Source organism: Chryseolinea sp. H1M3-3, from assembly GCF_029360725.1.
GTDB lineage: Bacteria > Bacteroidota > Bacteroidia > Cytophagales > Cyclobacteriaceae > Chryseolinea.
Genome location: NZ_JARKMY010000010.1, coordinates 824316 through 839706 on the forward strand (window position 1 = coordinate 824316; position 15391 = coordinate 839706).

The 15391-nt window shown below is 41.2% G+C and carries 12 protein-coding genes; 9 read left to right on the plus strand and 3 right to left on the minus strand.

Annotated features, from left to right (window positions below; all coding sequences use genetic code 11):
• Nucleotides 1-137 precede the first annotated feature (137 nt).
• A complete protein-coding gene (locus P2W71_RS20345) occupies nucleotides 138-3104 on the minus strand; it encodes a DUF2723 domain-containing protein (protein WP_276373166.1) in 2967 nt (988 codons plus the stop codon).
• A 176-nt stretch (nucleotides 3105-3280) separates the two neighbouring features.
• Here P2W71_RS20345 and P2W71_RS20350 point away from each other — a divergent pair, with 176 nt between their 5' ends.
• Complete coding sequence (locus P2W71_RS20350) at nucleotides 3281-4387, plus strand: DegT/DnrJ/EryC1/StrS family aminotransferase (protein ID WP_276373167.1); 1107 nt, start codon at nucleotides 3281-3283, stop codon at nucleotides 4385-4387.
• Nucleotides 4388-4423: 36 nt separating this feature from the next.
• On the opposite strand, the gene P2W71_RS20355 is transcribed toward P2W71_RS20350, so the two are convergent.
• Complete coding sequence (locus tag P2W71_RS20355) at nucleotides 4424-5050, minus strand: hypothetical protein (RefSeq protein WP_276373168.1); 627 nt, start codon at nucleotides 5048-5050, stop codon at nucleotides 4424-4426.
• A gap of 105 nt (nucleotides 5051-5155) precedes the next feature.
• Between P2W71_RS20355 and P2W71_RS20360 the strand changes: the two genes are divergently transcribed.
• The 3 genes from P2W71_RS20360 (at nucleotide 5156) to P2W71_RS20370 (ending at nucleotide 9187) form a co-directional block, all read left to right on the plus strand.
• Nucleotides 5156-6412 (plus strand): tetratricopeptide repeat protein, encoded by a 1257-nt coding sequence (locus P2W71_RS20360; RefSeq protein WP_276373169.1) that lies wholly within the window; start codon nucleotides 5156-5158, stop codon nucleotides 6410-6412.
• 268 nt (nucleotides 6413-6680) lie between these two features.
• Nucleotides 6681-7847, plus strand: coding sequence for an acyltransferase (locus P2W71_RS20365; protein ID WP_276373170.1), 1167 nt, complete (start codon nucleotides 6681-6683; stop codon nucleotides 7845-7847).
• Between the two features lie 8 nt (nucleotides 7848-7855).
• Nucleotides 7856-9187 (plus strand): hypothetical protein, encoded by a 1332-nt coding sequence (locus P2W71_RS20370; protein ID WP_276373171.1) that lies wholly within the window; start codon nucleotides 7856-7858, stop codon nucleotides 9185-9187.
• Here P2W71_RS20370 and P2W71_RS20375 read toward each other — a convergent pair.
• A complete protein-coding gene (locus tag P2W71_RS20375; RefSeq protein ID WP_276373172.1) occupies nucleotides 9139-10227 on the minus strand; it encodes a glycosyltransferase family 4 protein in 1089 nt (362 codons plus the stop codon). The two genes, P2W71_RS20370 and P2W71_RS20375, sit on opposite strands and share 49 nt — an antisense overlap.
• A 122-nt stretch (nucleotides 10228-10349) precedes the next feature.
• Between P2W71_RS20375 and P2W71_RS20380 the strand changes: the two genes are divergently transcribed.
• From P2W71_RS20380 to P2W71_RS20400, 5 genes are read left to right on the plus strand one after another with little or no spacing between them, the layout of a single operon-like run.
• The gene (locus tag P2W71_RS20380; RefSeq protein WP_276373173.1) at nucleotides 10350-11198 is read left to right on the plus strand and encodes an ABC transporter permease; all 849 of its coding nucleotides are present in this window, start codon (nucleotides 10350-10352) and stop codon (nucleotides 11196-11198) included.
• An 11-nt stretch (nucleotides 11199-11209) separates the two neighbouring features.
• Nucleotides 11210-12385, plus strand: coding sequence for an ABC transporter ATP-binding protein (locus P2W71_RS20385; RefSeq protein ID WP_276373174.1), 1176 nt, complete (start codon nucleotides 11210-11212; stop codon nucleotides 12383-12385).
• Nucleotides 12386-12445: 60 nt separating this feature from the next.
• On the plus strand, nucleotides 12446-13387 hold the full coding sequence (locus P2W71_RS20390; RefSeq protein WP_276373175.1) for an FkbM family methyltransferase: 942 nt from the start codon (nucleotides 12446-12448) through the stop codon (nucleotides 13385-13387).
• Between the two features lie 9 nt (nucleotides 13388-13396).
• Entirely contained in the window at nucleotides 13397-14401 is a 1005-nt protein-coding gene (locus P2W71_RS20395) for a glycosyltransferase family 61 protein (protein ID WP_276373176.1), read from the plus strand.
• Nucleotides 14401-15390 (plus strand): hypothetical protein, encoded by a 990-nt coding sequence (locus P2W71_RS20400; protein ID WP_276373177.1) that lies wholly within the window; start codon nucleotides 14401-14403, stop codon nucleotides 15388-15390. The genes P2W71_RS20395 and P2W71_RS20400 overlap by 1 nt, the downstream gene beginning before the upstream one ends.
• Nucleotide 15391: the final 1 nt, after the last annotated feature.

Genomic DNA, 15391 nt, shown 5'->3' on the forward strand with positions numbered 1-15391 from the left:
TGGTTGTTGGATGAAGGTATAGTAAAAGAAAGAAATCTTAAAACGTTTTATAAAACGAAAGTTGTTTATCCCTAAGACAAAAAAATACCCCAGGTAGCACCCCGGGGTAATAAAGTACCTAATTCTTATAAGAACGGCTAGCGAGCTCCGCCGCCCTGAATCACACTGAAATGCTTTTCCCAATTGTCTTCAACTTTCTTTGCGAGATCAGATTCGCCGTAACGATACAGAATGCGTTGAAGTTCTCCGAGAATAGCAACATTTAATTGAAGTTCCCTGCCATACTCGCGCTTTTGAATATAATAAGTTGCTAATTCATCTGAGCGCGCACTCATAACATTTGCAATCTCAAGAGCCTTTTCTTTTTCACCCACTTCAAAAAGCAAGCTTACTGTTTGGGCATTCGTATAATCAAATGGAATTGAATGATCTGGCATTTTAGCTAGATTATAAAGAACAACTTCGCGCGCCTTTGCTGTGTCGCCTTCTAAAATTAAAAACTCAGCGAGCGCATTGAAACTGCTTCTGTGATTCAGAAACATATTACGATAATCCTGATTGTAGTAAACTTTTGGATCGTCGGTATTTCTGAACTGGAATTTTTTCATCATGTTCTTATAACTCACCTTGGTGTTCACCAATTCCATTTGGTTGAATGGCCTTGGATTATAAATTGGAAGAATACGGTATGCATTACCTTCCTGTACAACGTACCGGCTAAGATCTACACTGAATTGTGCCAATGAAGTAGCATTTACATATAGCGGCCGTTCCCAATTGGCGGTGGCTAATACATCGAGCATGGCCAGGTCTTTTTTCTCCAAGCCTCCGGTCCTAACGCGCAAGCGCATCTCAGGAACGATGAGGCTATCCATTCCTTCAGGAACGATACCCATGCTCCTTATCTTTTCGACGTCGACCTTTAACACAATCTCCTTTGCGGGCAACATGTTTCGGTCACCGCCATAGTTCGGATGCAAAAGACTTTTGTTATTTTCTTTTACAAGCTGCAAGAACCGATGCAGATCCATTTGTTTAATGCCCGCATCATAAAAAGGCAGATAATCGTTCAGACCACTTTGTTTATAATTTTCCGCTGTCAGCGTATAGGGGAACGGTTCCGAGCTATAATGTTGACGCATGCTTTGCTGTATATACCAATCCGTGTTGTAATAGCTCAACACTATTACCCGGGTATCGGTGCGAACTCCTTCCACTTCCTGTGCATACCACAAGGGGAAAGTGTCGTTGTCACCACCGGTAAACAATATGCCATTCTGAGCACAGGACTGGAGGTAGTTTACAGCAGAGTCGACTGAGAAAAATCGGTTAGAGCGGTTATGATCGTCCCAACCGGCGACCGCCATGAGTACCGGGGCCGTTAATCCAATAAGGGTCGCAATGATCGCCGACGTTTTTATATTCTTTGTGAATTTTGTGAAGTATTCGGCCATCCCGATCACTGCTAAGCCAATCCAAAAACAAAAGGCATAATAAGAACCCGCATAAATATAGTCGCGTTCGCGCGGCTCCGTAGGCGGAGAGTTCAGGTATATTACCAGCGCTACCCCTGTAAGTACAAATAGCAAGGCGATGACAGCAAAGTTTTTCGTATTGTTAACGGATTGATAAAACATGCCGATGAGTCCTAGGATAAACGGCACCATAAAGAAATTATTCCGTCCTTTATTTTCCGCCAGTATCGTAGGAAGCTTTTCGAACCAGCCCAGCGGACTTAGCCAGTCGGCATTTTGAATATCGCTTTCCCTGCCCGCGAAATTGAAAAAGAAATAGCGCACGTACATCCATCCGATCTGATGCTGAAACATGAACCGCATATTATCGGAGAACGTGGGCTTCTCTCCTTCCGCTAAACCCAAATTCTCTCGGTAAATTGCTGCGTGATCGGGATCATTGCTCCAGATTCGCGGCAAAATTGTTTGCGATCCGGGGGCATAAACATATTCGAATTTACGGTCCTTTACTTCATAGCTGTCTTTTCCTTTTCTATAGGTTGCAGCACCTTCTTTATAGTCAACCGGCTGCGAGGTAAAATACGGCCCATATAATAGTGGCCGGCTACCGTATTGCTCTCTTTTTAAATAACTCACGAAGCTCATGACATCGGAAGGATCGTTTTCGTCGATGGGCGGATCATACGATGAGCGGATCACGACCATGGTATAAGAAGAATAGCCGATCAAAATGAATGCTGTGGCGGTAAGAAAAGTATTGAGTACAACTTTTTTGTTTTTCTGAGAATAAAGAATTCCCCAGATAAGCACAGCCAGTAGCAACAGTCCAAATACAATAACCCCTGACCCAAACGGAAGATTAAGACTGTTTACAAAATACAGTTCGAAGTAACTGGCCATCGTGGGCAATCCAGGTATTATCAATTCGTTGATGAAAAATATAATCATCAAGCTGATCAATAAAGTGGCGACTACCCCCCAGGTTGTAGGTGTTTTATATTTCTTAAAATAATAGATTAATGCTAATGCAGGGATGGTGACCAGATTCAAAAGATGGACGCCAATGGAAAGACCCATCATATAGAAAATCAAAAGCAACCAACGGTTCGCGGCTGACTCATCTTCTATTACTTCCCATTTTAACATGGCCCATACCACAAAGGCTGTAAAGAAAGACGACATACCATACACTTCCGCTTCAACCGCAGAGAACCAAGCCGATTCGGAGAACGTCAAGGCCAGTGCCCCAACAATACCGGCCCCCATGAGCAGCCAGGTTTTTTCTTCCGTCAGCTCTTTATCAGCAGTTATGTTCATCACCTTACGGCCGAACAATACAATCGACCAAAACAGAAAAAGAACGGCGAAGGAACTTGCCAACACGCTGGTAAAATTTATCCAGTATGCTACTTTCGTAACATCACCAAACGCTAAAAAGGAAAACAATCGCCCAATCATTAGAAACAACGGGGCGCCTGGTGGATGTGGAACTTCCAGCTTGTAGGAAACTGCAATAAATTCGCCGCAGTCCCAATAGCTTGCCGTCTCTTCCATGCTGATCCAGTACGTAATTAAGGCAACCGCAAAAACTGCCCAGCCTGTTATGTTATTTACCTTTTGAAATTTCATTCGTGAATCGTTATCTGTTAACCTTTCAGTTTTAGTCAGGCAATCAAGTCTGAGATCCCTCATCTCGCGTCCTGAAGCTTAAACCCATTAAATCAGGGCCGAAAATAGTGAAATTTTGCTTGTATGCAGGGTGCATTTATTTAGATTGGTATTTTCAGCGCATTATCTTTATCACATTGAAATCTATACCCTTTCTATCCTTAGCACCTCAGCACGCCAAAATCCGAAACGAAGTTCTGGAGGCAATAACGAATGTATATGACCGAAATTGGTTTGTGCTGGGAAATGAATTAGCGTCTTTCGAGAAAAAATTTGCTGACTTTTCGAACGTCCCTTTTTGTATAGGGGTGGGAAACGGGCTGGATGCACTTCTTATCGCACTGAAAGCATGTAACATCGGACCGGGGCATGAGGTTATCGTACCGGCTCATACCTTTTTGGCGACATGGATTGCCGTCATAAAAACGGGTGCGCGGGTCGTCCCCGTTGATTCTAATCCCGCAACTTTCAACCTCAATATCGATCGAGTCGGGGGTGCTATTACAAAAAAAACCAAGGCGATAATTCCGGTACACCTGTATGGGCAGTCTTGTGACATGACCGCCTTGTTAAAAGTTGCACATGATCGCGAAATCATGGTGATTGAAGATAATGCGCAGGCACACGGCGCCATGTGGGAAAATCAAATTACCGGAAGCTTCGGAGATTGCAGCGCAACGAGCTTTTACCCTGTGAAGAACCTGGGGGCGTTGGGTGATGGCGGTGCGCTGGTCACCCGGCATCATGATATCGCAGAATTTGCACGCCGATATCGGAATTACGGTTTTGACACAAAAAACATAGCAACCGGGCAAGGAATGAATTCCAGACTGGATGAATTGCAGGCCGCCGTTTTAAATGTCAAGCTGGCCTACCTACAAACGTGGAATGATGAGAGAATCAAGCTTGCGGCCACTTATTTAAAAGAACTAAACGATGTTGGCGACCTACAACTTCCGTCGTCCCACCCATTGGCCCATCATGTTTATCATCTTTTTGTTATTCGGACCAAAAAACGCAATGAGCTTCGCCAATACCTGGCTAGTCATCATATAGAGACTGCGATCCATTACCCGATACCGCCACATTTACAAAAAAGCTTTTATGAACTAAACTTTAAAAAAGGCGATTTTCCCATTACCGAGGCCATTACAGAAACAGCATTGAGTCTACCGCTATGGCCTGGCATGAAAGATGACGAAATAGCGTACGTTTGTGATGTCATAAAAGAATTCTTTAAATGACTCCGACTTTATAACACGTCGAACTGATTTACACCACTATTTATAGACGATCGAATAAAATATCAGCCACAAAAAGAATATCAGTATATAAGAACAAGAGACGATGATCCATACATATTTCTTGTCCTTTCGCGCGTAATGGTGAATGCCTTCAACCAGAAGAACCCAATACACAATTTCAAAAACATTCAAAGCTCTTAACGGGTATGCCCACCGTTTGTCAAGCGCTTCAAAATCGACAAAATGAATTAAAGAAAGCGGGTAAAAGGCACTGATATCGTTGTATGTAGGATCGGTCTCGACAGTCATGAACCATAAAATCTTCAAGATTTCCGGAACTAAAAAAATGTACTCAGCCGTTATTACCACTCCCCAACATTGCGTATACGTGACACGATAACCAAACATGAAACATCCGACCCAGATGACAAAAGCAATTACAGTAAACTTCCATAGGTAAACGAACGGGATAGACAGAAACTTAACAGCGCTTATGGCTCTAAGGATCATACCCTCGGGCCGGTCCTGCAAAAACTCAAAAGCAGCAGTTTCGTTTTCAATCAACGTTATTTTGATGTAAAGAAGTAATAGCGTAATAAGGCAAAGCAGTATAAATAGTAATCTTTTGTCGGCAGCAAAGAATGATTTAGTTTCGTGTTCCATAAGTGTTGTTGACGGGCGAAAGTTAAAGGTGTGTTTGGGTTTGACGTTCAGGTAACGCTTACGAGTTTATCGCCGGAAAGTTAATTCATGATGAATTATTCGTTAGTGAAAAATAGGAATAATAAGTTGATGCAGGGAACTGTGAGATGCATACCATGGGCTAAGTTATTGTTGAGTATCATTTTTCTATTGACGTTTGTTTCGGGTTCAGCGCAAACTATTGTCAAAGAGGCTACGACCAAGAAGGATACCACCATCATACTGATTTCGGATTTACATGTTCAATTGGAATGTACACAAGCATTAAACGACCTATATGATTTTAATTTTCCGAGGGCTGAACTCCAATTTAATTATTTAAAGGCCAAATTTCCCTGGCACCCACTTCCTTATTTTTTGATGGGACTAATTGAATGGTGGAAGATCATGCCGAACACAAAGGATACTTCGCACGATGATACGTTCTTCGCTTACATGGATACAACCATCTTTGTTGGAGAAAATCTTTATAAAAATCATCCTGCTTATAAAACCGAAGCTGCCTTTTTTCTCGCAGCAGCGTATGCTTTCAAAGGAAGACTATATGCTGATGAAGAACGGAAGAACTGGCGCAAAGCAATCTCGGTCGGTACCAGCGCACTTGACTATTTGAAATACGGAAAAGAAAAGGACGGACTTAATCCGGAGCTTTTATTTGGCGACGCATTGTACAATTATTTCTCGGTATGGGTACCTGAGAATTACCCCGCACTAAAACCTGTATTGTGGTTTTTTAAAAAAGGTGATAAGGCGTTGGGTTTGAAACAGCTTAAGGAGGTTTCTTACAACGCTTTTTATACACGCACAGAAGCGATGGTTTGGTTGATGCGCATTTTGAATAGTTATGAAAACGATCAACCGAGGGCATTTCAGATCAGCGAGTATTTGCATACCACTTATCCTAACAACCCATACTTTCACCGTTATTACGCGCGTATGCTCTATTCCATGGGACGATTTACGCAAGCGGAACCTGCCTGCAAAAACATACTGATGAAGATTGACAGCGGACAAGTAGGCTACGAAGCAACCAGCGGGAGGTACGCAGCATTCTTCCTGGGGCAGATATATGAAGCCCGAAAAAAACTCGACGATGCCAAAACTTATTATCAGCTGTGTATGAAATATGCTGAACAAATCGGCGCCACTGAATCGGGATACTATCTATATTCCATGATCGCACTCGGAGAAATTGCCGAACGCCAAGGTAATAAAGCCGAAGCAAAACGCTGGTTTAAGGATGTCAAGAAAAAGTCAAATCGCAAGGACGAAGCATTCAAAGACGCCCGCAGACGGCTCCGGAGAATGGAAAAGGGAGATTAAAAAACGTAATCTTTACTACAAACTTACAGCACCCCATCCGATTGTTGCTTGTTAGTATCTAAAGCGGGAAATTACTTCGAAATTCATAATCCCCTTTGAAAGTCTGCAATCAGATTGTTACACCATGTTTGCTGGCGTTTGTTTCAACCGGCAAAAGCAATTACAGTGCCTTGCGTGTGCATTCACTTATCAATCAGGGGCCTTTCAAAAAAATTTACGAATATAAATCGTCAGGAAAAGGTTTGTGCAGCACAGTAATTGGAGATAGATGACCAAACCTAATTTACAATCTTCCCCAGTTCTTCCGAAACCCACCGTATTCTTTCCCAATCTCGACGGTCTCAGGTTTTTTTGTTTCCTGGTGGTCTTTCTTTTCCACAGCTTCTATACGGAATATGATCATATTAAAAGTTCTTCCACCTATCTCTTTGTCAGATCGTTTCTGTTCAAGAACGGGAACCTGGGTGTCAATTTCTTTTTTGTACTAAGTGGTTTTTTAATCACTTACCTTCTGCTGAAGGAAAAGGAATTCTACGGGAAGATCAATGTTTTGAATTTCTGGAAACGGAGAATCCTAAGGATCTGGCCGCTGTTTTTTGCCTGCGTATTTTTTGGATTTGTAATATTTCCCGTGCTGAAAAATTTATTAGGTCAGGAATCCGGTGAATCAGCAAATGTCTTTTCTTATCTCACATTCCTCAATAATTTTGACCTTATAAAAAATGGTCTGCCCGATGCATCGGTGCTTGGCGTTTTATGGAGCGTCGCGATAGAAGAACAATTTTATTTTGTCTGGCCCTTGCTCCTCATTGTGATCCCCAGCCAGAGTTATAAATATGTTTTTTTTGTCATTATTTTTTTGACCTTAGTCTTCAGAGGTATTTTTGACAATTCTGTGTACAACGAGTATCATACTCTTTCGTGTATTGGGGATATGACCGTGGGCGGCCTCGGCGCGCTTCTGATCCATACAACGACGCTCGACAAAAAAATTGCAACTATGGCCAAAGGTTATATTGTAGCATTATATGCTGCCGTTGTTCTGATTTTTTTATTTCGCGATACGCTACAATCGTCTTATTATCTCATACGCGTTTCCGAGCGAATTCTAATTGCAGTAGTGTTTTTGATGGTTATCCTTGAACAGAACTACGCGAAAAATTCATTGTTTAAAATGGGCAATTTTAAATTGTTGTCTGAATTGGGCACGATATCGTATGGGCTATACTGCCTGCATTTTATTGGAATACTCGTCACTACCAACACCTTCAAGATACTTCATTTCAACAATCATCTTTGGCAGGTGTTAATTTTAGAGACCACCTTTGCTTTGGTGATTACCGTAATTATTGCCAAACTGAGTTATCGATACTTCGAGTCACCATTTTTGAGACTTAAGCATAAGCTGTCGTTTATTCGTACACCTGAAAAGTAATTATCGCATTGGAACTTCGGGATATTATAGTAACACCTCTTCTGATCATCATCATCTTTACGGTTGCCTATATTATAAGGCCGAGGGTAACGGATGAGATAACACGTAAATATTTCATCCCGGCATTATTTGTGAAAATTGTAGGAGCGCTCGCCGTTGGCATCATTTATCAATTTTATTATGGCGGCGGCGATACATTTAATTACCACACTCATGGAAGCAGACATATTTGGGAAGCATTTACTGACTCACCAATTAAAGGACTCCGGCTCCTTACTAACGATGGTAAAACTTATACAGACATCTATAAATACTCTTCAAAAATTATATTTTTTTCAGACCCTCAATCCTTTGCCATTGTAAAGATCGCCGCAATTTTTGACCTGATTACATTCTCGGCCTATTCTTCTACAGCCATTCTCTTTGCCATATTCAGTTTCATTGGCATGTGGATGTTTTTCTTAACATTTTATGAGCAGTATCCCCAACTTCATCGCTGGCTGGCCATTGCTGCGTTTTTTATTCCCTCGGTTTTTTTCTGGGGATCTGGACTGTTAAAAGACACGGTTACCATGGGATGCCTCGGCATTGCAACGTACCAGGTGTATCGGATTTTAATAAAAAAGAAATTTGGCATCCGCCATATTTTACTCTTAGCACTCGCGCTTTATGGCATTTACAGTATAAAAATTTACATCATTCTAACTTTTTTGCCAGCTGCGATTGTGTGGGTTTTCCTTGCCAACCTTGACGCTATCCGCTCACCAGTGCTAAAAATTATGCTGGCTCCTTTCATGATTAGTTGTGCAATTGCCCTCGGATACATTGCCATGTTAAAGGCCGGTGAAGATCATGCAAAATACTCGCTTGAAAATGTTGCCATGACGGCCAAGATTACCGCATACGATATTGGCTTTTATACTGGTCGCGATGCTGGCTCAGGATACTCTCTTGGTGAGTTGGATGGCACGTTTGGTTCAATGGTAAGGCTTGCGCCGCAGGCTGTCAATGTTTCGCTCTTCCGGCCTTATCTATGGGAGGTTAAGAATCCATTTATGCTCCTGTCAGCATTGGAAAGTGCTTGTCTTTTAGGATTAAGCCTGTACATTATTTTTAAGAAAAACATTGGATTGCCTCAAGGTCTTACCAATCCAAATGTTGTCTTCGCATTAGTCTTCTCAGTAGCCTTTGCTTTTGCAGTGGGCGTTTCAACTTTCAATTTTGGAACGTTAGTTCGTTATAAAATTCCCTTGCTTCCTTTCTTCGTAGTTGCCCTCATTTTAATATGGCATCACTCAAACAGGGATAAAAAATTACCGGTATTGGAAAGCACAGAATAATTTTCCAAAATCGTTCTCCTGCCATTTTCGCCCATGGTTTTCCTGAGTTCGGGATCCTCAATAAGTCTTCTTATTGCATTTTCCCATTCATCAGGTGTACTGCAAAGAAATCCATTGACACCCTGATTAATGATTCTTGAATTAACCCCTACCGGTGAAGCTACCGCCGGATTGCCCAGCGACATATATTGAAGTGCCTTGAAGCCACATTTTCCTTTTGCCCATTGGTCATCGGGTAATGGCATGATCCCAATATCGATTTGCATCAGATCCTGAATCTCTGTTTCACTGTTCCAGGTGACAAATTTAAAAGACGGAACGGCCTTGAGTGAGGGTGCCTGATCTGCGATAACCACAAATTCGGCTTCCGGATAATCCAGCAAAATTCGCTGTAGAACAACTTCGATTTCCTTCAGATATTTCAACGTTGAATGGGATCCCGTCCAGCCTATCCGTATCGTATCGGGCGCTCGGTTAATTGTTTTATATAATGCCGGGTTATGAAGATTTACGGTGTCAATGGTAGTTGGATTATACACTACATTCTTATTGTATAAGGCTGCATAGTTGCATAAATATTCATTGCCGCAACTAACCTTATGAGCCCACCGGGAGATTGACGCCACTTTACTGCGCCACTTGGCAAGTCCTAAGATCCATGGTTCATGGAGACGGTCAGTAAGCCATATGGCGTCGTCAAAATCGTAGATAATTTTTCTCCTGAAAACTTTTGCCAACAGCCATTCAAAAACCGGCGGGCCTAATGGAGTAACTTCACGATGAATAAAAACAAAATCATACATCGGTGATTTAACAAGAACTATCATCCTTTTGGCAAACCCGGCAACAATGGTTTTTACTTTTGTAAGCGGCCTACCAGACTTGAAAAAAACCTTCCAGTTCGAAGAATCCAAAAAACTTTGCGTCGTATAGGCATATCCGTGGTCGTTCAGGATGTCGAAATATTGCTCAAACCGGAATCGCTGAGAGGGCGATTCATGTAAGGGATAAGGAACAAGGAACAATATTCGTCTGGACATAAAGTAATTTACATGAATAATTTACTTTTTAACTGATTTCATAACTCTCGGCTACTGCAGGCAAATTGGCGTGGTCATCAATTCCTGATACCTTAGCAATAAACAACCAAAAAGATAATTTCTTGATTTCAAATCTTACACAAGCGCAAGAGCAGCAAGAATTCGTTGTCGATGCTGACAAGCGAAGGCTATTCGATTTTCAGGAGATATGGCATTACAAAGAGCTTTTTTATTTCTTCACCTGGAGAGATATAAAAATCAAGTATAAACAAACAGCGCTGGGATTCTTATGGGCAATTTTACAACCCCTGCTCATGATGGTCATCTTTACCTTCTTCTTTGGCCGGGCACTGAATGTGCCATCTCAAAATCTACCGTATCCTGTTTTTGTTTTTTCAGGATTGTTGCTGTGGAATACCTTCTCCACAGGTCTAACCAACTCGGCTAACAGCATGATCAACAATGCTCAGATTATTAAGAAGATTTACTTTCCACGACTCGTTATTCCCGTATCTTCTATTCTGGTAGCAGTGTTTGACTTTATGATGGCATTCGTTCTATTTATTCCCATCCTAATTTTTTATCAGCAGCCTGTTGCCTTTTCGGCACTGTGGAGCTGGCCACTGGCCATATTGGTTACGCTTACCGCAACCCTTGGGCCAGGCACACTGTTAGCAGCATTAAACGTAAAGTATAGAGACTTTCGTTATGTGATACCTTTTTTGGTGCAAGTGCTGTTTTTCCTAACACCCGTGATCTACCCGGTGTCCATGTTAAAATATCCGGTCCTGCAATATGTTATTGTTTTATCTCCTATGTATGCAGCCATAGAACTTTTCCGATATCCGTTAACGGGAGCTGAGCTAAATTCAACGTTTATACTTTTGAGTCTCGCATCCAGTGTAATCATCCTTTTTGCGGGACTTCTATATTTCAAAAGGACTGAAGATTTTTTTGCTGACTTCGCTTAATCGATTTGAAGGTGAAACCAATTTTAGAAGTACATCATTTAGCAAAGAAATATAAGATAAAACATCTTAGTGGTGGATACCTGAGCTTACGCGAGCGAATGCTAACTGCATTCAAGCCTGGCAACGGTAAGGCTGAAGATTTTTGGGCAGTCAATGATGTATCGTTTGAAGTGCAGGCGGGGGAATCCATTGCTATTATTGGGCATAACGGCGCTGGGAAATCTACGCTGCTTAAAATACTTTCCAAGATTACGCCACCGACTAAAGGCAAAATAATTACCCGCGGAAGAATGGCCAGCCTCCTTGAAGTTGGAACCGGTTTTCATCCTGAATTGACCGGGCGTGAGAACATATTTTTTAATGGTTCTTTGTTGGGTATGAAACGGAAAGAGATCGAAGCAAAATTTGATGAGATAATTGATTTCGCCGGTGTAGAAAAATTTCTAGATACGCCTCTGAAACATTATTCCAGTGGAATGCAACTGCGTCTGGCCTTTTCGGTAGCAGCATTTTTAGAACCTGAAATATTGGTGATTGATGAAGTACTGGCAGTAGGTGATGCTGAGTTTCAAAAAAAATGTCTCGGGAAAATGGAGGACGTGAGCAAAAGCGGAAGAACAATTCTTTTCGTAAGCCATGACCTTGCTGCTGTTGAAAAACTTTGCCCGAAAACCATCTTACTTAAAGATGGAAAAATCCACATGGCTGATGACACTGGCAAAGTGATTAATCACTACCTGCACACCAAACTGAAAGCTTCTGTATCCAGAGAATTAACGACAGGATTAAGATTGATTGAATTTCATTTGGGGTCGGACAGAATTGTGTCAAACGCAACCATACCTTTCGACATTGTTTTAGAGCACGATGGCGACAGACCGGTGATAAACGAATTTTGCATTATTATTTACACGTTGCGGGGATTCAGAGTCGCCATTCTTGATTTGAGGAACTATGCTAATCAATTTGAATATATCGAAAATCGCGTTCGCATAACTGGTTCCATCGTTAAACTTAATCTCGTAGAAGGTGAATACACTGCCAGCCTTCATTATGGAATAAATTTCACAGTAGGCGAAGCTTCCGATCTTGCGTCCATTAGTGTGTCCGACGACTGTAATACCTCTGTAAGAAAATATCAGCCCCAATACCGAGGTGTCATGGAATTGGATTTTAAAGTGAATTAAAATTTTTAGCACCCTCCTCAACAGTAATGAAGTCTAATCCCAATATATATTAGAATCCAGATGGTTAAACAGGTCACAAAACAAATATTGGGTCTCTTCGGGCTTGAAGTCCGGAAAAGTAATACACCAAGATTTAATACGCTTGGCTTTTATGGAATTCCCTATGAGGAATGGGAACAGCGGCAAAAGAAATATTATCTTAAGCTTTTCGATATAACGGTAAATGATGCAACCTCCCCCCTGATTGCCGGATATGATATGGCCAAACGCATAATAGTGAACGGAGGGGGCAAGTTTACATATGATGCTAACGGAGCACTGCTTCTATCTATTCAGGGTGTACGGTTCTATGTCAATTTCACAGACGAATTATTTGTAATTCATGAAGTGTTTGTGTCCGGGGACTATAATTTCAAAACACGCGATGAAGTGGTTGTCATCGATATTGGATTAAATATTGGCGCCACTGCATTATTCTTTTCGAGACAAAAAAATGTTCGCAGGGTATATGCGTATGAATTATTTGAACCTACTTACCTCGAAGCTCAACGCAATCTTGCGCTGAACGATGCCAGGAAAATCACAAGCTTAAACGTAGGCTTAGGAAAAGAAAACAAGCAACTGCAATTACCTTACTCCATTACCAGTAAGGCAAGGATGGGGTTGAATGGATTACCTGCCACAGAAAAATTTCCGGATGCTAAGTTGGTAAACGTTTCGTTGATCGATGTCGCAGAAGAAGTCATTAGAATAAACAAGCTTGAGCCCGGCGTGAAAAAAATTTGTAAGATGGATTGCGAAGGGGCAGAGTTTGAAATTCTTGAACAACTGTTTAAAAAAGATGTCATTGACTTGATTGACTTTTACATTATTGAATGGCACAATAATGATACTTCAGATATAGAAAATCAATTTTTAAGAAAAGGGTTTGATCTTACCAAATCAACATTTGAAGATGGTCAAACGGGGTTAATCCACGCGCATAAAAGTAAATCCTCATAACCACTTTTTATGAGGACACAGTTTGATAAGAAAAGATTTGTCAGAACGTTGCCATCAAATGTAAGGGAGCAGGATAAGGTGTATTTTGAAAATCTAAGACACTATGATTGTCCTGCTCTAAAGATCTATCAGTTTCATTCTGTAAATGTCTTACCAGACAGCACCTTATTTAAAGGAATATTCCCACTGAAGATAAGTTTTCTCTTTTTTCGAAAGAGGATAAAACATCATAACATCAAAGGAATTATTTTCATTTTGTTGAATTGGAAGAAAAGGAACCTGCGTGCAGAATGTCCTTATCTTCTCATTCATGATGGCTGGACACAGAACTACTATCATTGGATTACCCAGGCACTGCCTCGGCTAATATTAGCCCAACAAGCAAATAACCCTTTTATACTGCTTCTTCCCGAAGATCACCAAACCGAGTTTCATATTGCTAGTTTGAAATTATTGAATGTTGAATCCTGGCAAACCCTGGAACGCAAAGAACAATACTATACAATTGAGAATCTTTGGTATGCAACACGCGACATTCAAATTGGCGACTACAATGATGATCTAATTATTACTCTGCGTGACAAATTGATTGCAACACCAATCACAGGAACGCCCCGGAAATTGTTTATTCGCAGGGTATCACAAGATAAAAGACGCATTCTTAACGAAGCCGATGTACTTCAAACTTTTTTGTCTTTTGGGTTTGAGATTGTGGAATTCGAACGACTATCATTCACTCAACAATTGGCGCTCCTGCGGGAAACAACCGTATTGGCGGGTGTTCATGGTGCAGGTCTGACGAATATGATATTCATGCCTAGTCGTTCCGTTGTTTTCGAGCTGACTACAAAAGTGAATGGAGAAAATTATTATTATTATTCATTAAGCAACGCGCTATCGCACAAATATTATTACCAGGCTTGTGACACGGATCAGGCAGGGGAAGTGCAAGACGCAAATTTGATGGTTGATATTCACACACTTCAGGACAATATCACTTTAATGCTTACGTGATGAAACAGATTAGTGGTATATATACGATACGTGATACTCCTCAGCCACACTATTGGGACATTGTGTTTGAGTGGGAGGATGAGCTGTCAAGTACTTTAAATGTACCCCTGATTCCAGTGGGAAAGCGTTACGATCAAATCTACAAGCCGGGGTTATTCAAGAAAATATTAAACCGTCTAAATGCATACCAACGATGCGATCAATTCTTTTTTAGTCCAGAAAAATACTATGTCGCCTTTCATATTGGTCCAGCAGGCGTATATTCATTTTACACACGCAACAATGTAATTCCCATTATCATTGATTTTTGGAAACATGAAGATCTTCGACGACTGGAATCCGTCTTCGCGATCTGTCCTGTCGTATTTGTCACCAGCCGTGAGGTATATGACTATCTGAAAGAAGCTGGAGTAAAACTAACGATAGAGCTTCTTTCCTTGTCGTTGCCGGATAAATATTTCAATCAGTCCGATGGACTTTTTCGAGATATCGACATCATACAAATGGGGCGAAGCAACGCCACGTTAGATGAATTTATGACACAGTATCTAAAAGATTATCCTGCAACGCATTATGTATGCGCAAAGAAAACAGGAAACAATGTCAACATCGTTTCAAATAAATCCGGGGTGTTGGGTGTTTTTAAAAACAGGGAAGACTTCATTGGTTTACTCAAGCGATCAAAAGTCAGCCTGGTATCAGCTCCAGGTCTTGATGAAGACAAAGTCCGTACGGGAGGTTTCGCGCCAGTCACGCCTCGCTTTCTTGAAAGTGCTGCGTGTGGTTGCAAACTAATTGGAATTTATCCTGACAATGCTGATTTCAACCATTATGGCATAAAGGAAGTTTGTGTTTCTGTAAAAAATTACGACCAGTTTAAGAATATTTTAACGTCGTACCTGGAAGCCAAAACAATTCCTGACCACGGTGCTTTCCTGCAAAAGCATTTAACAAGTAAAAGGGCAAACGAAATGTTAAGTAAACTATAAA